The sequence below is a fragment of the Bacteroidota bacterium genome, assembly GCA_016183775.1.
In the GTDB taxonomy this organism is placed as follows: domain Bacteria; phylum Bacteroidota; class Bacteroidia; order JABDFU01; family JABDFU01; genus JABDFU01.
The window spans coordinates 1-21,380 of sequence record JACPDY010000007.1 but is presented as its reverse complement, the minus strand read 5'-3'; the positions used below and the strand labels follow the sequence as shown (position 1 = coordinate 21,380).

General features: G+C 40.3%; 11 protein-coding genes. 10 read left to right on the top strand and 1 reads right to left on the bottom strand.

Annotation, left to right across the window (positions count from 1 at the left end; translation table 11 throughout):
- The first annotated feature begins 136 nt into the window (after positions 1-136).
- From HYU69_01185 to HYU69_01160, 6 genes are all read left to right on the top strand, one after another.
- A complete protein-coding gene (locus HYU69_01185) occupies positions 137-1,573 on the top strand; it encodes a DUF5106 domain-containing protein (GenBank protein MBI2268951.1) in 1,437 nt (478 codons plus the stop codon).
- A gap of 214 nt (positions 1,574-1,787) precedes the next feature.
- Complete coding sequence (locus HYU69_01180) at positions 1,788-2,891, top strand: glycosyltransferase family 39 protein (GenBank protein MBI2268950.1); 1,104 nt, start codon at positions 1,788-1,790, stop codon at positions 2,889-2,891.
- Positions 2,884-4,725 carry a glycosyltransferase family 39 protein gene (locus HYU69_01175; protein MBI2268949.1) on the top strand — a complete coding sequence of 614 codons (1,842 nt, stop codon included), beginning with the start codon at positions 2,884-2,886 and terminating at the stop codon, positions 4,723-4,725. Before HYU69_01180 ends, HYU69_01175 begins: the two co-directional genes overlap by 8 nt.
- Positions 4,613-7,117, top strand: coding sequence for a M1 family metallopeptidase (locus HYU69_01170; protein ID MBI2268948.1), 2,505 nt, complete (start codon positions 4,613-4,615; stop codon positions 7,115-7,117). Before HYU69_01175 ends, HYU69_01170 begins: the two co-directional genes overlap by 113 nt.
- 96 nt (positions 7,118-7,213) lie before the next feature.
- Positions 7,214-8,893 carry a PQQ-dependent sugar dehydrogenase gene (locus tag HYU69_01165; GenBank protein MBI2268947.1) on the top strand — a complete coding sequence of 560 codons (1,680 nt, stop codon included), beginning with the start codon at positions 7,214-7,216 and terminating at the stop codon, positions 8,891-8,893.
- An 86-nt stretch (positions 8,894-8,979) separates the two neighbouring features.
- Complete coding sequence (locus HYU69_01160) at positions 8,980-12,393, top strand: hypothetical protein (GenBank protein ID MBI2268946.1); 3,414 nt, start codon at positions 8,980-8,982, stop codon at positions 12,391-12,393.
- An 18-nt stretch (positions 12,394-12,411) separates the two neighbouring features.
- Here HYU69_01160 and HYU69_01155 read toward each other — a convergent pair whose 3' ends face one another.
- A complete protein-coding gene (locus HYU69_01155) occupies positions 12,412-13,977 on the bottom strand; it encodes a hypothetical protein (protein MBI2268945.1) in 1,566 nt (521 codons plus the stop codon).
- Between the two features lie 207 nt (positions 13,978-14,184).
- On the opposite strand from HYU69_01155, the gene HYU69_01150 reads away from it, so the two are divergent.
- The 4 genes from HYU69_01150 (at position 14,185) to HYU69_01135 (ending at position 21,260) form a co-directional block, all read left to right on the top strand.
- A complete protein-coding gene (locus tag HYU69_01150; GenBank protein ID MBI2268944.1) occupies positions 14,185-14,781 on the top strand; it encodes a PKD domain-containing protein in 597 nt (198 codons plus the stop codon).
- Between the two features lie 18 nt (positions 14,782-14,799).
- Positions 14,800-18,486, top strand: coding sequence for an SBBP repeat-containing protein (locus HYU69_01145; GenBank protein MBI2268943.1), 3,687 nt, complete (start codon positions 14,800-14,802; stop codon positions 18,484-18,486).
- Between the two features lie 646 nt (positions 18,487-19,132).
- Positions 19,133-19,834: a WG repeat-containing protein gene (locus tag HYU69_01140; GenBank protein MBI2268942.1), complete on the top strand. Its 702-nt coding sequence runs from the start codon at positions 19,133-19,135 to the stop codon at positions 19,832-19,834.
- Between the two features lie 295 nt (positions 19,835-20,129).
- Positions 20,130-21,260: a hypothetical protein gene (locus tag HYU69_01135; protein MBI2268941.1), complete on the top strand. Its 1,131-nt coding sequence runs from the start codon at positions 20,130-20,132 to the stop codon at positions 21,258-21,260.
- Positions 21,261-21,380 lie beyond the last annotated feature (120 nt).

Genomic DNA, 21,380 nt, shown 5'->3' with positions numbered 1-21,380 from the left:
TTACAACCCGAACTCTTAAAACCATTATTTATGAAATAGCCATGCACCTAAACTCATGAAATGAAAATTGCATGGTATATTCCCTGTCTGTCGACAGGCAGCATATGACATTTATCAACTTATATAATATCTGCATATGAAAACTTTAAAGCACCTTCTTTCCCTGATCTTGTTCTTCGTGTTTGCCAACATCGCTTTTGCCGGAGGCGATAACGCATATAACATTATATTTAAAATTAAGGGCGCGATCAAAGATTCAAACTATTACCTGGCAAACAGTTTCGCTGATAAACATTACATACAGGATACTGCGAAAGTTGATGCAAACGGACTACTAATATTTACAGGTAAGGAAAAATTAGAAGAAGGCCTTTATGTGCTTATCCTTCCTAAAAAGAAAAGTTTCGAACTTATTATTGATAAGACCCAGAACTTCAAATTGGAAACGGACACAACCGACTTTATGAAGTACATGAAAGTAACAGGGTCGGACGACAATAAAGTATATTATGAATATGTATCATTTCTCATTGCCAAACAAAAGGAAGCGGGACCTTTACGGGAGCAGCTTCAAAGAGTTAAAAACAATAAAGATTCCACTAAAATGCTTAGTGACAAGATGAATAAAATTGATAAAGAAGTAAAATCATATTTTCAGAATTTTGTTAAACAGCATCCCAAAACACTCACAGCTAAAATGATAGCCACAATGTTGGATCCGGAAATACCTGCGGCACCCATTCTTTCAAACGGCCGCCCTGACTCCACATTCGCGTGGCGCTATATGCGCGCCCATTTTTGGGACAATTATGATTTTTCGGATGAACGCCTGTTGTATACGCCGATCTTACACAGCAAGATGAAACAATTTATTGATAACATGACCTACCCTTTCCCGGACTCAGTGGCAGCCGCTCTTGATATTATCGTTGAAAAATCACGCGCCAACAAAGAAGTCTTCCGGTATGTTGTCGCCAGCCAAACCTTCGCTTATGAATCCTCGAATCTGATGGGAATGGATGCCGTATTTGTTCACCTGGTAGAAAAGTATTACATGACCAAACAGGCTTTTTGGGTGGATTCTGCCCAACTTGTCAAGATCAATGAACACGCCATCGCCCTGAAACCATTACTGATAGGGAAATATGCTCCCAACCTTACCCTTAAGGATTCGTCAATGCACGATGTTACTTTATACGACATAAAAGCACCTTATACGATTATTTATTTTTGGGACTACAACTGTAGTCATTGCAAAAAGGTTACTCCGGTACTGCTGGAATGGTGGCACAAAACAAAGTTCAATGCAGTAAAAATATTTGCGGTAGGCACCGAGACGGATGCCGCCCCCTGGAAAAAATATATTATTGAAAACAAACTGGATTGGATAAATATATATGACCCCTATGCTCAATCAGGATTCAGAAGCAAATACAACATTATAAGCACTCCGGTTATGATCATTATGGACGAGAATAAAAAGATAGTCGCTAACAGGCGACTTGAATCAGATCAACTGGATGGCTTTTTTGAACATCTTATCAATCAGAAGGTGATCGATAAAAAAAATTGAGGTTTTAGGTTAACGGTTTTGTACTTTCACACTTAAAGAAAGTGACTCCAAAAAGTACTTTAACCCCATGACCAACTTAATTAAGACACGAAAGACACTGTTTTTTATTGTCATAGGTTGGTTTATATTACGAGTAATCCTTCTGAATTTCCTAAATCACTTTACTTTATTTGAAGCACATGACATCGCCGTAAATATGGTAAAAAGCGGTGAGATGAAATACTTTTTTTACAACCAGTATAATTATAATTATCAGTTTCCTGTTTATCCTTACCTGTTATTTCTACTCTATAACTTATTTGGTATTATTCCTAAAGCCGGGATCATACTAAATTGTGTTTTTCATTCCTTGTCAGCGCTATTGGGGTTTCAGGTCTTCCATTGGTTCACGTCCAGGAGCAGAATTCAAGTCGTCAAAGATCATGCTTTGCCCATTTCCTTTATTACTTCACTTGGAATATTGTTCCATCCGCTCATCAACTATTACACATTGATGATAATACACCCCTTTTCATTGGATCTGTTAATGATGGTTGTTTCACTTTTCCTGATGATCAGGTATCTAAAAAAGTCCGACACCCGCAATATCATTATTTTTGGTTTCGCCTTTGGATTAACATTGTTAAACAGAACCTCCTTTATTGTATTGATCTTTCCATTTTTTCTTTCCCTGATTTTGACTCATTCATTTATCCATGCGTTTAGGAAATCATTCATTGTACTCCTGATAGGCATTACTTTTTTATCACCCTGGCTTTACAGAAACTACTCCATTTATCACAAGCTGAGCCTTATATCAAGTGTAGGACTAAACTTATGGCTGGGAATACAGGAAAAAACAGAAGGAGGAGCAAGTTTACCGGACGGAAACCCTTATCACTTAATAATACCTTCCAATGAATGGCCGGATATCATTCATCTCAATTCGGAGGAACAATCCGATTATTTTTTAAAAAAATATAAGAAGATCGTAGTCAATGAACCGATGCATGTATTAAAAATGTATGTTATTAAACTAAAAAATTTCTGGGCATTCAGATCGAAAATAGGAATAGAATATAGCAATGAAATTAAACGTTTGATCCCATTTTACAAATGGGGGTATGTGATCGTACTCTTTTTAGCAATTTACTTTCTTGCAAAAAGTCCGAGAGACGCATTGATCATTTTCTCAATCCCTATATCATTATCATTACTCCAGGCAATTTTTTATGTTGAAACCCGGCATCGGGTAATTATTGAACCACTGCTTTTGTTCATGGCAACTTGTACAGTGTATATCTTAAACAACATTTTATCCCGAAAGAAAAATGTTTAAGATGACAGGAAAAACATATACTGCAACGGTAATTACTCTGCTATTAGTGGCGGAATTGATCATAAACCCGATTGGTGAATTTCCCTTAAATGATGACTGGGCTTACTCAAGTTCCATTGCCGCATTCGTAAATGCCGGGGTCTGGAAAACTTCCGATTGGCAGGCAATTCCTTTTATACCTCAGTTCATTGCCGGAATAAGTCTATCCAAACTATTTGGGTTTTCATTCACAATTTTAAGATTCATATCAATTGCGGGGCTGATCGCTATAATTATTGTGTTTGACAAAATTTTAAAGTCATTCAATGTAAATGACATTATACGATTTGTGATTTTATTATGTTTCGCATTTAATCCATTAACGTTGTCACTTAGCAATACATTTTTACCTGATGTATTTACTGTTCTTTTAACTCTCGCAGCCTTTTTATTCATGCTGAATTTTTTACAACAATTTAAAATCAGCCACCTGGTTTGGTTCATTTTCTTTTCGATTCTGGCAACCCTAAACCGGCAGACCGGCATAGTACTACCCCTGGCCTTTGGCTTTATATATATAATTGCCGGAGAAAACAGAATAAATAAATTTCTCATCGGCCTTCTCCCGCTAATTTTAAATCTGATATTTCTTTTCCTCTATGAATATATTGCTACCGCTTTAAAAATATTACCGGGCAATTATCACCTGCAGACGGGTCATATACTCCATTCTATAACCCATCCTGATATAAAAATCCTTAAAGCTTTTTCCTATTACTTTATCACATCCACTATCGCACTGGGTCTGTTTATTTTACCATTAACCATCTTCCATTATAAACACCATTTTCATCAAATACTCCGGTCGCTTTGGGCGAAATTATTTCTGACAGGCTATATTGCATTAATAGCCTTAAAAGTCATCCTTTCGGGAAACATCTTTCCCTTTGTCGGAAATATGTTTTATCCAACCGGGACAGGTCCGATAATTCTTACCGGATTTATTACAAGCGAACTCCAGCCGGGATCCGTAACATCGAAGCTTTTTTGGATAACATTAAATTTTATGGGAGCATTGAGTTTTTATACTGCATTAGTTTCAATTATAAATAATCTTTCTGTACAAAAAATCGTCGCATCAAAGAATATCATTTATCTGTTCTTCCTGATATTTATGCTTTACCTCACTCCGATTTGTTTAAGTTATGCAAATGACCGGTATTTACTATTCCTCTTACCTTTTCTACTGTTGATGTATACCTTATCTGTTGATTTTTCATTTAACAAAAGATGGCTCTTTATTGCCCTTGTTCCTTTGATCTGCTTTTCGGTTATGAGTACACATGATTATCTGAGCATCAATAAAGCCAGGTGGAACGCGGCAAATTATCTAACCAACGAGCTCCGTATTTCTCCCGGCAATATAGATGGGGGGTTCGAATTCAATGGCTGGTATTTATTCAGTACAAAAAATTATTTTGCAGATCATACAGGTCGTTGGTGGTGGATCAATGACGACAGTTATATTATCACTCCAAAACTAATAAACGGCTATAAAATAGAACGTGAATTTATTTTCTCATCATGGATATCATTTGATTTTAATAAAATATATGTTTTAAAACGCATACCGATAAAAGCGACAAATAACAATCCACTTATCCTTCAAAACTTCCGACCATCCATTTCCGTATTGAAACTTCGGATTTTTTGGCGAATTTGGCACTATAAACAATATAAACATGAAGAAAATTACTCTTTTGCTGGCCATCAGCATACTCAGCCTGACAGGTCGTTCACAGCTCAAAACCCGCAACTACCTGATCGATCCCGCGCTGGCTCCAAGGGAACATAATGTTGACTTCAAACATCTTCGGCTTGAACTGGCATTCGATCCCGCAAAAGGAGTGGTGAGGGGAAACGCAACCCTTCGTTTTAGTCCCTTGCAACAGAAAATTGATTCAATTATACTGGATGCCATCAACATAACTGTTAAAGAGATCAAACTGAATGGCAAACCGGTAAAATATAACAATGATAACTCTTTTATTACGATCTTTCCTGTTCCCGCATTGACATGGGGAACCACCGACAGCCTGATTATTGCCTATGAAGCAAGTCCCCGGAAAGGCTTGAACTTTATCGGATGGAATGATCCCAATAATTTAAGCCGGAAGCAGATCTGGAGCCAGGGGCAGGGAACCGACAACCGCAATTGGATTCCCTTTTACGATGAGATGAATGATAAATTGACGACTGAATTGATCGTAAAATTTGACAAAGAATACAAAGTCCTTTCTAATGGAAAATTTTTAGGTGCAAAAGATAATAAAGACGGAACACTCACCTGGCATTACTTAATGTCACATCCGCATGCGCCCTATTTGGTCATGCTGGGTATCGGGAAATATGATATTAAAGAAACCCGGTCCGCCTCAGGTGTACCCATGCATTTGTATTATTATCCCGAATGGGAAAACAGGGTGGAAACCACTTATAAATACAGTGAACGCATGGTTGACTTCTTTGAAAAAGAGATTGGCGTGAAATACCCCTGGGAAAGCTATTCCCAGATTCCTGTTCAGGATTATATGTATGGTGCCATGGAAAATACTACTGCCACTGTATTCGGCGACTTCTTTTTTGTTGATGAGCGCGGCTATCTCGACAGGTATTATATCGGCGTGAATGCGCATGAACTGGCCCATCAATGGTTCGGTGACTTTGTTACAGCGCGTAGTGAGGCTCATCATTGGCTGCAGGAAAGCTTTGCCACCTATTACAACCAGCTTTTTGAACGGGAAATTTTTGGTGATGATCAGTTTGACTGGGCAAGAAGAAATGCCCAGAACTCCGCGCTCGAAGAATCTTCAAAGAATAATTTCCCGGTTGCGCACAGTGAAGGAGGTACCGTACGGCATTATCCCAAAGGGGCTTTTGTATTGAACATGTTAAAATATGTTGTGGGAGGTAAAGATGCTTATAACAAAGTCGTTAAATACTATCTCGAAAAACACAAATACGGCAATGTTGATTCACAGGATCTGCTCAACGCGTTTCATGAAACGCTGGGACTTTCATTGGATTGGTTCTGGGAAGAATGGGTCTATAAAGGCGGTGAACCAAAATATAATGTGACTTTACAGGAAATGGGTAACACCGTTCAATTTATGGTGATACAAACACAGGAACTTGATAATATTAATGGCTTACCGGTTATGGGTCCTAACCTGCAGGTTGCTTCGAATGATCCTTTTGTTTCGTTGTCCAAAAGCGACAGCAGGCCATCGGGCTTATATAAAATGCCGGTATGGTTTGAAGTATATTATAGTGACGGAACAATGGATAAAAAGCAAGTGGTGATCGACAAACAAAGTGAATTGGTTTCCATTTCAAACCCTGATCAAAAAAAAATTGATTATGTATTATTTGACCCGAACAATAATATTCTGAAATCAGTTGCTTTCAATAAACCATTTGAAATGCTGAAAGCCCAGGCATTGAAAGCCCACTATATGCTCGACAGGTATGACGCAGTGGCGGCAATGAGAAATATCGCGATCGAAAAGAAAAGAGAACTGCTGACAGCAGTATATAACAAAGAAACATTTCATGCGATCAAAAGTGAAATTATTGCCCAACTTGTAAATGACAAAGAACCAAAAAGTGTGGCGCTAATTATAAAAGCGATCTCTGATAAAGATGTGCAGGTAAGAAAAACCGCGTTAAAAGAGATCGTTGATCCTTCTCCTGAAATGACAACAGAACTTGAAAAACTTCTTACAGACTCATCATACGAAATAGTTGCTTCTGCCCTGGACAAATTATGTTATTACAACCCTGCTAAAACCTCAGCATACCTTGAGGCAACCAAAGACGTTGAAGGAACCGTCGGGAGAAATGTTACTATAAAATGGCTGGAAATAGCATACACTTCTACAGGAAAAATACAGCATGCAGATAAGCTGGTTACATATACCGGTAATTCCTATGAATTCCGCACAAGGGTAAATGCTATGAATGCATTAAAAAAGTGCAACTACTTTGATATAAAAATGGTCGACAACTTAACTGATGCTATACTAAGCCATAACAGCCGATTGAGCCGCCCAGCCCATGAAGCACTGGGTTATTTTTATGAACAGAACAAATACAAAAAAATTATCAGCGATCATCTCGCTTCCAAGCCGTTGAGCAATTGGCAAAGAAAAAAACTGGAAGGGTATATGTCTGCGACTTCGGATTAAAGCTGAAAAGCAATAGAGATTTAAACACATTATTTAAGATTCCTTGCTTATCACATACTCCCATCCTATATTTATGCACACCCTAATCCATTTACCATGTATAACATTATCCGAAAAAATATTACGTACGCCTTATTCATAATTTGCCTGGCCGGGGTTGCTCAAAAACCAAAACTTTACCCGGTTCAGATCGCTTCAGGTTTTACAAGACCGACCGATATAAAACATTGCAGCGATTCAAGACTATTTGTTGTCAATCAATCAGGCACAATAAGCATTATGAGTAAAACAGGGGTTGTGAACCCTACCCTATTTCTTGATATAACAAGTAAAGTGAACTCCGTCGGAAATGAACAGGGTTTACTGGGACTCGCTTTCAGTCCGAATTATAAAACCGACGGATATTTTTTTGTGAATTATACAGGTGGCACCAGTGCCGGATACACTGTCATTGCCCGTTATTCCGTTGATCCTGCTGACTCAAATAAGGCACTGCCGGGCAGTGAACTGATATTGTTGCAATTTACTCAGCCATATACCAATCACAACGGCGGCAATATGATGTTTGGCAAAGACGGATATTTATACATTTCGCAGGGTGATGGTGGAAGTGGAGGAGACCCCAATAATTACGCGCAGAATAAAAATGTATTCCTTGGGAAGATGCTGCGCATTGATCCGTTCACGGGCATAAAATACTCGATCCCGGCAGACAATCCATTAGTGGGACAAACAAGTGTTAAGGAAGAGATATGGTCACTGGGACTGCGCAACCCCTGGCGCTGCAGTTTTGACAGGATCACAGCAGATATGTGGATCGCGGATGTAGGGCAGAATATTTATGAAGAAATAGATTTTCAGCCCGGCTCATCACCAGGCGGTGAAAATTACGGATGGAGGTGTTATGAAGCTACAAGTAACTACAACACCGGCGGTTGCGGACCGTTGTCAAACTATACCTCTCCGGTCTTCAACTATCCTCATAATTCGGGCAATGGCTGTTCGGTAACAGGCGGGTATGTATACCGCGGAACACAATACAACAATATGTTTGGCAGGTATTTCTTTACCGACTTTTGCAGCGGACGCATCTGGTCTATACGACGTACAGGAACAAGCACATTTGTAACCGATACCATCGGAAGCTTTACAAAGAATGATTACAGCGCGTTTGGCGAAGATGATGCCGGAGAGTTATATCTTACCGGGAATTCGAGCGGAAAGATCTGGCACCTGATTGATACTTCTTCCTGTAAGCCGGTGGCATTTTTCTCAATCACCGATACACTTGTTTCCTGCGGAGCAACATTAAAGCTGCAGGCATTAACCGGGAACAATTTAACTTATCAATGGCAGCTCAATGGATCCGATGTAAATGGCGCAACATTATCATCTTATACCGCCTCCGTAACCGGAGATTACTCTGTCATTGTCACCAAAGGAATTTGTTCAACTACGTCAAAAACGGCTCATGTTAAACTCAACGACTGTTCAGGTATTAATAAGCTGATCGAAAATTTTTCTTTAGCGGTTTATCCCAACCCAAATAATGGAACTATCACAATTGAATTCGATCAAGCAAAACAAAACATTCAGTTACAGGTGGAGTTCAGATTATATTCGATGACGGGACAGCTTGTATGCAGTAAAAAGTTAGCGGAATCCAAAAACTTCCTTGATTTAGCAGCGAACGGCGTTATGAACGGGATATATTATTTCGTTATCCGTTCACCTGAAACGATACTTCGGCAGGACAAACTGGTTGTGTTCAGGTAAGTTCAGCTTGCAACATTTATATTTACGGGACCTAAAATTGTCAAAAGTATTTTTATTTCTTATCTTCAAACAGAAAACAAAGGAAAATGAAAGTTAACTATTTGGTATTGGTTATATTATTTTCATGGAATACAACTTTCGGTCAGAACGGAGCATTTTTTTCGCGCACCTCCGAAAACAACCCACCTCAAAAACACAAGATCAACTGGAAAGTTAATCCCTTTGAAGGAAAAGTATTTATTGAGAATCGTGGGCAGTTCGATACATTATTAAAATCCGATACCAGGGTATGGTACGGTGCCGAACTGGGGGCCGTTAAGGCCTATTTTACTTCTGAGGGCTTGACTTACCGTTATGATGAATATCCTAAAAAGAGAGATGCTAAAGAAGAAAATGAAGAAGCTGAACAGGAAGCTTTCAAAATACGCAAAACACATTACTTTAAAATTTTGTGGGAAGGAGCGAATCCCGATGTGACTATAGAGGCTTCAGAAAAACGATCCGACTATTTTGTTTATGCCACCGGACCCGCCTCATCGTTGGAAGCAAATGTGTTCAAAAAAATAACGTATCGGAATCTTTACCCAGGAATTGATGTGGAATATATTTTTCCAAAAGATAAAGAAGGATTAAAATATACTGTTATTGTGCATCCCGGAGCAGACGTCACAAAAGTAAAAACTATATACATCGGAGCAAGATCTCTTAAAGAAAGTAAAGAAGGTGATGTAATTATAAAAACTGAAATGGGTGATTTTATTGATCACGCACCGGTAAGTTATTATGAAGGAGAAACGGACCGCAAAATATTCACAAAATTTAATTTGAAGCGGCAGGGCTCATCATTCGTTCTCCCCGACTCGTATGATGCAAACAAAACGCTTGTGATAGACCCCTGGATCACAAATCCATTCGGAGGTACGGCAGATGGATGGGACATCGATTACGATTACAATGGAAATGTTTATTCGGGTACAAGTTCCCGTCTTGTTAAATTGAATAGTGTAGGGGCATTGATATGGACCTATATTCCAACAACACTGTATTGTGATTTTACAGTTGACAGGGTGACCGGGAATAGTTTTATTGTCGGCATAGGCGGAGGTACCGCAGGCAGCGTTGAAAAAGTTTCAACAACAGGTGGACTAATGGGAACTTACTTTTCTCCCGCACCTATTGCCGGAAGTGTGAGAGAGTTCTGGCGCGCTGTATGGAATCCCTGCACCGATCAGATAGTAATTGGAGGAGGGGGCACAGGGGGCACAGCCGGGCGCTATCAGGGTGCTATAATAAATACAAATTTAACCGGATTCAACTTTCTGAATGTGGTTGCTGCCCCATCGAGCAGTCGCGATATGGTCGGTGTTGCAATTGACCCTGCCGGAACAACTTGCTATATGGCTTGTTGTTTTAGAATCCCCTATAATGTTTTAGTTAAACTACCCTTACCCCCCCTTACACCTACATTATTTAACGTTAACAATGGATACCAATTTTCGGAGCAATCGCATAACCGATATGCCGGTTCATTTCAAAATGGAATGAATATTATGACAGCGGGAAACAACGGAGTTTATATGTGGGATGGGTATACACTTTCCAAATTCAATAAAACTACAGGTGCTTTAATAACCAGCAATGCTATTCTGCCCCCTGTAATTGTTGCAGGAGGCATTGGAACCTCTGTGAAAACTTTTTGGTGTGGGATAGATGTAGATGCATGTGAAAGATTATATGTTGGATACCAGACAACGATCAAGGTATTCAATACTTCTTTGGTGCAAACCAATGTGATTAATCTTCCATCCAATCTGGATACAGTACACGATGTAGCCATAGGATATAAAGGGAAAACACTGTATGCCTGCGGCGAAAAATTTGTTACTTCCATTGATGTTGCAGGACAAGCAACCGACTCAATTGCAAAGGCAATAACTCCGGCCAGCTGTTCATGTAATGGCACCGCTACGGCCTCATTGTTTGTTCAGTGCGGAAACCCGGCTGCTGCAGGTGTAATGTATTCATGGAGTAACGGACAAACCACCCAAACGGCAACCGGCCTGTGTGCAGGAATACATAATGTTACCCTGACCTACAATTGCAAGCCATATCCTGATACTGTAAAAATTACCTCACCAAGCGGCCTGGCTATTACTCAATCGCAGACAAATGTTCAGTGCTACGGCGGAAATACAGGCAGTTCAACAGCAAATGTAACAGGAGGAACAGCTCCATACACCTACAGCTGGTCCCCTGCAGCTGGAACAAATGCCACTGCCGGTAGCCTCACTGCAGGTACTTATACTGTTTCTGTAACAGATGCCAATGGGTGCAAGATCCTTTCGATTGTACAAATTACCCAGCCTAATCCGCCTATCACCGGCACATCAAGTGTAAATAATAGTTGTACAACAACCGGCAGCGCATCTGTCACTGTTGGTGTTAGCACACCTTATTTATACACCTGGAGCAATGGAGCAACCGGTCCAACCACAAACGGACTAGTAGCAGGCAATTATACCGTAACAGTTACGGACGGTAATGGATGTTCACAAACAAAAATATTTACCATCACAGGAACCAATCCTGTATCAGCCACATTTACGCAATCAAAAATAAATGCATGTACAAATACCGCAGTAATTTTTACTCACACCGGTACAACTGGTACACATTCATGGTCGATCACTCCTGGTTTGGTATCAGGCACAACTACAAATTTTTCTTATACTTTTTTGTCTGCCGGCACATATACTGTTACCCATACCGTTACTAACGCCGGTTGTACGGCAACTGTTACAAGGAATGTATACATAACTAACTGCGCGGCCCCAACAGTTACAGCTACAGGCAGCTCTGTGTGTCCCGGGTCCTGCGCTACAGCTACCTCCAGCGGCTCCGGAGGAACAAGTCCATATACCTACTCCTGGAGCAATGGCGCAACCACACAAAACATCAGCCCGTGTCCTTCGGCAACAACTACTTATACGGTTACCATAAGAGATGCCGGAGGGAGCACTTCCACATCAACAGCTATAGTAATGATCAATCCGGCTGTAAATCTTACAACCACTGCAACAGGTATAAGTTGTAACGGGGGAGCTGACGGCTCAGTATTCGCCTCAGCCGGAAACGGTACTGCACCTTATGTTTACACCTGGAGTAACGGACAAACCACATCCACAGCCACAGGCCTTAACTCGGGCAGTTACACTGTAACAGCTACTGATTCAAAAGGATGTACCGCGACTTTCACAACTTCTTTGATTTCACCTCCACCTTTTGCCGGACAGTTTACGAAAGGTACCGCCAATTGCGCCTCCTGCGGATGCAAAGAGTGGATCATGGTAACCGGCACCGGAGGAACAAGCCCCTACTCTTACACCTGGCCGGATAGTTATGTAAACAGATACAAAAATCAGTTGTGTCCGGGAGCTTACACGATCAATATTAAGGACAAAAACGGGTGCAGTATAAATGTTAACTTGTCGGCGCCATAAACTTACCGGCAACTATTATCAGCTTCTCACTGTTTCTCCCTTCATCTTAATGATCTCTATAAAAGGACGATCCTCGATCTTGCTATCAAGCCACCAGATGTAATTGAAATTCCGCAAGGCCGGTATCTGTTTGTTCTTTTTGTTCAATGCCCCGATCTTTTGTCTTAACGATTTAAAGGCTTCCGCTTCTTCCTTTTTATTTTCAGCAGCCGGCAGGTCCTTCACAAAAAGATCGATCATCGCCTTTTCAAATTCATTGTAATAGTTATTCTTTATCATGAATCGCTTTGCGTTTTTTGCGACGGAAACAAGCAGGTCATAGTTCCCTAACTCATAATGGATCATTAACAGGAATCTTCTTGCATCTGACTGTATCTCTATCCACGAATCACTTTTCGAATGAATAATCTTTGTAAGCCATCTTAAAGCTTCACGAAATTGTTTGTTGATAAAATAGCCTGTGAAAAAATTATTATACAATAATATTTTGGTTGTTTCTTTCAAACCCTCCTTATATGCTTCATGTAATTTTATCTCGTTCATTACATTTAAAACCTCCGAAGGCATACCCATCTTTAAAAAGGCACTCATGAAATTTACCAGGATGTGCAAATAAGTTATTGAAACATGGTTTGTTTTCCCTCTTGATGAAAGACCGGAATAATAATTTGTCGTCCTGTTGTATAAAGAACCAACTTCTTCTTCCCGGTAGGGAAGAGCAGGATTTGACTGCAATGTCAGCGTTAACCCGGAAATAGCTATCAGGTAACTTTCAGCACGAAGTTCCAGTTTGTTTTTATCCGATTCAAGATAGTGCAACCATTCCTTTTTCCTGGCATATTCCCTTTCGGAATTATCTCCCAACAATAAAGCTCCGGCATAATGCGCATTATAATAAGATATTTTAGAAGGATAAGAGATCGCCATTTCCGGAGATGACAATAACGGCGACCTCAGAATTTTTTTAACCTCTTGCAGGTCAGTAGTGCCTTTCACCTGGCTTTCATGACACAATTGAAACATTCTCATCTGAAGATTTTTTAATTCAAGGTGATTTTTAAGGTGGTCAACATAATTTATGCTTTCTGCAATTCCCTTTTCTGTATATTTTTTCAAATCCTTTGAATAAAGTCCGCTGAGCAAAATGTTTAAATAAATATTATTAATGATATTCAAATAGGCATAGCTTTCATTTTGCAAGGCTATTTTTCTTGCCTTAACAATTAATTTCATAGCGGTCTTAAGTAGGCCTTTGCTGAATAGCAATTCCGCCTGAGAAATAAGGGTTCGCAAATTGAAGGATGTGTTACTATGGGAATGACACACAGCGAGACAATCCAATAAAGCTTTAAAAAGGTAATTTTTAGACTTTGAAAAATTAAGAGCGCCTCCGCTTTCTTTCAATTTTAAAATCAATTCTTTTTCATTATATTTTTTTTGTCTATTGATGATGTCAAAAATTCTCAGGTATGTTTTACTTTGTGAACCAATGTTATTTTTCGTTGAATTTAGCTTAAAAATGCGCTTTTCGTGCGCATTCATACCCTTGATCAACACAAAAAGTTCGTCGGATGGAGTTTTCATTTTCGTTGTTATTTTTTACCAAAATAAATATACAAATTTCAATTTGAAATTATTAGTATTTTATTATTGATACCGCTATTTTAACAATTGATAAAGTAATTTTAAGTGATTTTTGGTTTGCTTTAAGGCTATTTATTTACAACCTTTATTACAATTGAATCTCTTTCGAAACGTAGTCAATAATATTGAATGCAAATTGCCTGGTACATGAAAATGAATTTTAAAAGAAAAAATAATTGTAATTCCGGAAGCAGGCAGATCACCTTCTTGTCTACAGGTACAGGCATATCGCCTGGTGGCATGACCATTGCCAAGCTTTGCAGAAAGGGGTGCGGAGATGCAGGCAAACCCGCAATAGCATTTACTACCAATACAACTATTTATGCAGGAAATATCCTCAGCTTTACCAACCAAAGCACAGTTAGTTCGTGTGACGCAGCTGCCACCAGCTGGCAATGGGCTTTCACAGGCGGCACTCCATCTTCATCTACTTTACAAAATCCGACAGGCATTGTTTATAATACAGCCGGAACCTATAGAGTTAAGTTAGTTGTTACACCCTGTGAAAAAGATTCTTTAATTAAGAATAGTTACATTACTGTTAATGTCTGCGGAAGTATCACCGCCACAATAAATTCGGCAATGATATGCAGAGGTACGGTATATGCCAAAGGCACTGCGGCATGTGCCGATTGTGGTTGTAAAGAGTGGGTGATGGTAACTCCACAGGCAGGACAAAACCCTACTGCTATATCTGCTCTGATGGATATAGAAACCAACTTTGTACGGGTACTTATACTGTAATGCTAACATAACAACTCCATGATTTACTTAAAGAACTATACATCATTACTAATTATAGTCGGGCTTCTTATTGCCTGCAACATGTCTGCGCATGGCCAAATGAAAGATTCAGACTCTGAACTTAAAGCCAGGCAATGGGTAAAAAATCAGATGCAATTGGGCTTCGAAGAAAACAAAGGGCAAATGGTCGATATGGATGGTAAGCCCACTCCTTATGTTTTATTTAAGGCCGAAACACCTAACATAATTATTTGGGTTACAAATAAGGGACTTACCTACCAATTTTTAAAAATGGAAGAGGCGGAACGCGATTCAGAAGAAAATCATGAAGAAAAGGAATCTGGTGGTGAAAAAATAAAAGGCGAATGGCAACACGTAGATATGGTTTTGAAAAATGCGTCAATTAAAAAAGAGAATATTATTACACAGGATGATATTACTCAAGGCAACATCAATTATTTTCTGACACATTGCCCCGATGGAATTTTTAATGTAAAAACATATTCCAAAATAACCATTAAAGAAGTTTACCCCGGTATTGATTGGGTACTCTATACTTCGCTAACCAAGCAAGGGGAAACCGGAAGGGGCCTGAAGCACGATTTTATAGTACACCCTCATGCCGATCCCAAACAAATAAAATTAGTTTACGAAGGCAGCGGAAAACTAAAAGTTAACAGGGACCAAATAGAGTTTGAAAACGATTTGGGTAAAGTTACCGAAGGAGAGTTGTTGTGTTATCAAGAAAGTAGATCAAATACCATCTCATCTCATTATACAATTAAAAAAAACTACTCACTACTATATTCTGGAGCAGGTAATGCTCCATCTAAAGGACACTCTGCTCTCTCCCCTTCGGGGAGAGCCGGAGAGGGGCTTTTCTCTTACGAAATAGCTATTAAAACCGGCAAATATGATCCGAACGATTCCCTTGTTATAGACCCACAACTAGTGTGGGCTACATTCTACGGAGGGTCAGGAGTAGATGGATTTCAGTCGGTCGCAACAGATAATGTGGGAAATGTATTAGTAACCGGCTACAGCACTTCAGCCAATTATCCTGTTCAAAGCAGTATTGGTGCATATTACCAGGGTATCATTGGAGGTGGAAATAGCTATGGAGATGTAGTAATTGTTAAATTCAACAATACAGGAGTTCGGCTATGGGCTACTTATTATGGTGGAACGGGTGATGATATGGGGCACTCCATAACTGCAGACGCTGGAGGCAACGTGTTTGTAACTGGACGTACCGGGTCAGGTAATTTTCCTGTTTTCAATCCCTTTGGTGGAGCATATTTTCAAGGAACTGGTGGCAGTATGTTTATCCTGAAATTTGATAATACAGGGAATCGCCTTTGGGCTACTTATTATGGATCCGGTGTTGCCAATTCAATCACAACAGACTCCAATGGTAACATATTTGTTACCGGCAATACTTCCTCTGCCAACTTCCCCGTATGTAATACGTGTGCGGGTTATTTTCAGGGTTATGGAGGTAATGGAGATGTCTTTATACTAAAATTCAACAATAACGGGGTACGCTTATGGGCTACTTTTTATGGGGGTAGCACTAATGCAATTGCCCTATCCGGTAACGGTTTTTCGGGTGAAACCGGCTTTGCTATAACAACAGATAACAATGGAAATGTTTTTGTAAGCGGCACAACGCTTTCCGATGATTTCCCTGTATGTAGTAATTGCCCCGGATATTTTCAGGGAACGTTGGCTGATACTTTTAGAAATGGAGATGTCTTCATTCTGAAATTTGATAATTCCGGTAATCGCTTATGGGCTACTTATTATGGAGGCTATACAGGCGACTATGGTTATTCAATCGCAACAGACGCCAGTGGCAATGTATTTGTATCCGGAACAACCGGTTCAAACGACTTCCCTTTATGCACTACTTGTCCGGGATATTTTAGCAACACCCCAGCTTTTGGTCATGATACACCCTTCATTCTTAAATTTGACAATTCAGGTAATCGCCTTTGGGCTACTTATTATGGCAAAGCTTTCACTACGCTTCTTACATTCGATAATTTAGCTGTGGACTCCTGCGGAACAGTTTATATGAGTTTTTCAGCACCTTACACTAATGCAAATGGTCCCGCTGTCCCCATTACAACCAAGCAATCTTGTGATGTAAATGGCTACTATGACTCCACTTATAATGGAGATCCGAACATTACGGGTTCGAATTATGGTGCTGATATTTTTATTACACAATTTTCAAATACCGGAGACTTGCTATGGGCAACCTATTTTGGAGGAGATGGACTTGATTACCGATCTCCTATTGCGGTTGATAATGCCGGGAGTCTTTTTGTTGGAGGGGAATGGACTGCATATACAATTAACAGTATCTTATCTAATCCAAATGTTGCCACTTATCCTTTAACCAATCCAGGAGGCGGAGCTTATTATAATGGAACATTTAATGGTGGGCAAGATGATAGCTTTATAGCTAAGTTTAAAAACATACCGCTTACACTTACTACAAGCTCTGTTAATGCGGGATGCAGCTGTAGTGGCAGTGCTACTGTTACGCCAAACGGAGGTTGTTCCGCTACATACTCATACCTCTGGAACACTGGGCAAACAGGGCAAACAATTACTGGTGTATGTGCCGGTAACTATTTAGTTACAGTAAGCAGCTCCGGCTGTATTGATAAAACAACAAGTGTAACGGTGTCTGCCGGAAGCGGTTTATCTGTAACTGCCACTCAATCCAATGCAGCTTGTAATGGTGGTACGAATGCGACAGCTACAGTAACTGTATCCGGAGGAGTTCTGCCTTACACTTATTTGTGGAGTCCCTCAGCAGGCGGGCAAAACACACCAACAGCAACAGGTCTTTCGTCCGGTGTATTTACTGTTACCATTACTGATGCCGCAGGCTGCATGTATAAACAAACTGTAATTATTACTCAACCCCAACCATTAAGTTTATTTTTTTCAACAACCTGGTCATGCCCGGCTAATGCAGGAACAGCAACAGTAAATGTGGGTGGTGGCACATTGCCTTATACTTATTTATGGAGCAATGGGCAAACCGTTCAAACGCCAACAGGATTAAATGCAGGTGTTACATACAGTGTAACAATTACTGATGTTAATGGTTGTACAATAAACGGAAGTGTTCCGATAGTTTATACTCCACTTGCTCTCATTCCATCCAGTACAAACATTAGTTGTTCAACATTCGGTTCTGCTGCGGTAACAATCGCAAGCGGAAAACCAGGGTATAATTATACCTGGACAAACGGACAATTGGTAGGATCAACAATTGGGCTTACAGCCGGAAATTATACTGTAACAGTTACAGATGACAGAGGATGTACTGCAACCCAAAACTTCACTATAACCGGCACAGCTCCACTTTCAGCAGATTTTACACAATCGCCCGGTGGAACAGTTTGTAAAGGCACAACAGTAAATTTTACACATACCGGTAGTGGTAGTCCTACAAATTACGCATGGACAGTTTCAACGATACCCTATAGTGGTTACGCCGCACCACCGGGAGGGTGGTACGGTAACATCTGTAGTCAATGTGGTCGATTGTTCAGCAATGCCTGTGGTAACCGCTACCGGCAGCTCAGTATGTTCCGGTGTCTGTGGTACTGTAACTGCAAGTGGTACGGGAGGTGTCAGCCCTTATACTTATACGTGGAGTACCGGCGCCACCACCCAGAATAGTACACCATCACCCTGCCCTACCCTTACCACAACTTACACAGTAACAATAAAAGATACGGGTGGGAACACATCCACTTCAACGGCAGCAATAACAATTAATCCTGCAGTCAGTGTAACAGTAACCCCAACCAACATAAGTTGTAATGGCGGAACAAATGGAAGTATAATTGCAAACGGAAGCAATGGAACGCCGGGCTATGCTTATAATTGGAGTAATGGGGTTTCAGGTTCAATGGTTTCAGGTTTGAGCGCAGGGAGTTATACCGTAACGATCACAGATAGCAAAGGTTGTACGGCTATTTCTGCTTCAAGTGTAATTTCACCCCAGCCATTGATCGGGCAATTTTCCAAAGGCACTGCAGGCTGTGCAGCTTGCGGCTGCAAGGAATGGCTAATAGTTTCAGCGAATGGCGGTACAACTCCATACAGCTATACCTGGCCCGATGGATATACCAATAGATATAAAAATCAACTTTGCCCTGGAGCTTACACTGTAAATATTAAAGATAAAAACGGGTGCAGTGTGAATATCAACCTCACTGCACCATGAGTCGGTTTTTGTTATAATTTTCTGAGTGAACTTTAGACAGCATAAAATAATACTTTTGACAGAATAATTTCCGAACATTTTTTTAAATACATATTTATGAACCATTCAAACCTATTCACAGGACTTTTTATCGGATTAATATTTAGCGGGATCATGTATTCCCAATCTCCGGAACGATTTTACCAAAATGGCAAATGTGGCTATCGCGACAAAAGTGGTACAATTGTAGTAACACCTCAATACGAGGCAGGGAGTGATTTTTATGATGGGTTAGTGCTGGTATTGCAGGGAGGAAAGCGTGGTTACCTGAATGAGAAAGGCGAGGTAGCAATACCATTTATATATGATGATGCTTCCGCTTTTTATGATGGACTGGCCAGAGTAACGCAAAACAGCAAGCACGGATTCATTAACAAAGATGGGAAAACAGCTATTGCAATGGAATACGATCTGGCGGATGACTTCATCAATGGCCTGGCTCGTGTAAAAAAAGATGGCAAATACGGATATATTGATAAAGCAGGAAAACCAATTATCCCGCTTCAATACTCCGATGCAAGAAATTTCTCTGAAGGAGTTGCCGCAGTTAAACAGGGAAGCAAATGGGGATTTATCAATCCAAAGGGAGATGTACTCTTAGCTTTTAAGTATGATGAAGCTTACCTCTTTCAGAATAACATGGTTGAAGTAAGAATGGATGGAAAAGAATTTTACATTGACAAAGCAGGAAAGTTTGTGAAAGAAATTGAGCGAAAAGAAAGTGAAGAGGAAGATAACAGGAAAAACGGAATAAAATAAATAACTAAACCACTCTGGACTGAAAGTCCAGAGGTTGTGGTAAAGAAAGTATTTCATTCTTTCTGAAATACTTAATAAAAATGCTCTGTGGCTCTCTACTGTAACCTCTGTGCCTACCCACCGAAGTGTTGTGTTACACAGATGCGAAGCTCTGTGTAACACAAAAATTACACAGAGAAAAAGGAGTTTCACAGAGAGCCACAGAGAAAAAAATATTTTTAGAAACTGAAAGTCCTGCACTGTAAGTGCATCCCTGCCTGCAGGCAAGGCAGGGTTTCAACTAACGAATGAGCCAATGAAACAAATATGTTTAAGCAATGCAAAGAGTAATGAAGGTATAAGGCGAGTTTCGCTTTACAATACGTTTTTTACAAAATGTATTCGGCCGAAAAATGAATTCGGAATACTACTACTTGTCGTTCACTTCACCTTTCAGTTTTTCAGCAATGCTGTATTCGCCCAGGCGCCAGGGGAATGGACATGGATGCATGGCCTCACTACATTTGATTCACCCGGTGTATTTGGCACAAAAGGCGTACCCAATCCGGCGAATATGCCTCCCGCATTATACGAACCTGCAGGTGAATGGAAGGACTCGGCGGGTAATCTTTATTTTTTCGGCGGACTTGGTTTAGGCTATTACAGCGATGTATGGAAATATGATGTATCCACCAATCAATGGACATGGATCAATGGCCCCGGCATTCCCGATCAATTGGGAGTTTATGGAACACAGGGAATCCCCGCTGCCGCAAATTATCCGGGTGGCAGAGCATACGCCTCACTGACATGGGTAGATAATGCAGGTAACTTCTGGCTGTTTGGCGGTACCGGATACAATGCTGTAAGTGCCGGAAATATGATGAATGAATTATGGAAATACAATGTTGCCACAAATCAATGGGCCTGGATGGGTGGCCCGAATAATATAAACAACAGTCCCGGATCATATGGAACAATGGGGGTTGCCAGTCCAACCAATATGCCGCCGGCCAGGGCGGAATGTTCTGCATCATGGGTTGATAATGCCGGTAACCTTTGGTTCTATGGTGGCAATGGCGGCATCAATAAGCGTTTCGGAGACATGTGGAAATATGATGTTACAACGAACCAATGGACCTGGATGAGCGGATCAAATATTTTTAATGCACCCGCAGTATATGGCACATTAAATGTCCCTGCAGCTGCTAATACACCCGGAGGCCGTTGGACCTATGCTTCATGGACAGATCTTACCGGAAAATTCTGGCTATTCGGTGGAACATTAGGTTCATTAGTGACAAACCAGAATGATATGTGGTTATATGACCCTGCTATTAATCAATGGACCTGGAAAGGAGGCAATGCAGCTGCAAACTACGGAACAAAATGTGTTCCGGCAGCAACCAATTTACCTCCGAAAAAATATGAAATGGTCATGAGCTAGAATGAAGCACACCAACCGAGGATGAATATTTAACTTCGTGCAAAACATGAAACGTAATGCAAGAAATAAAATTCAAACAGGTTGTAACAACCGGTTGCGGTATAGATGTCCATAAGGATA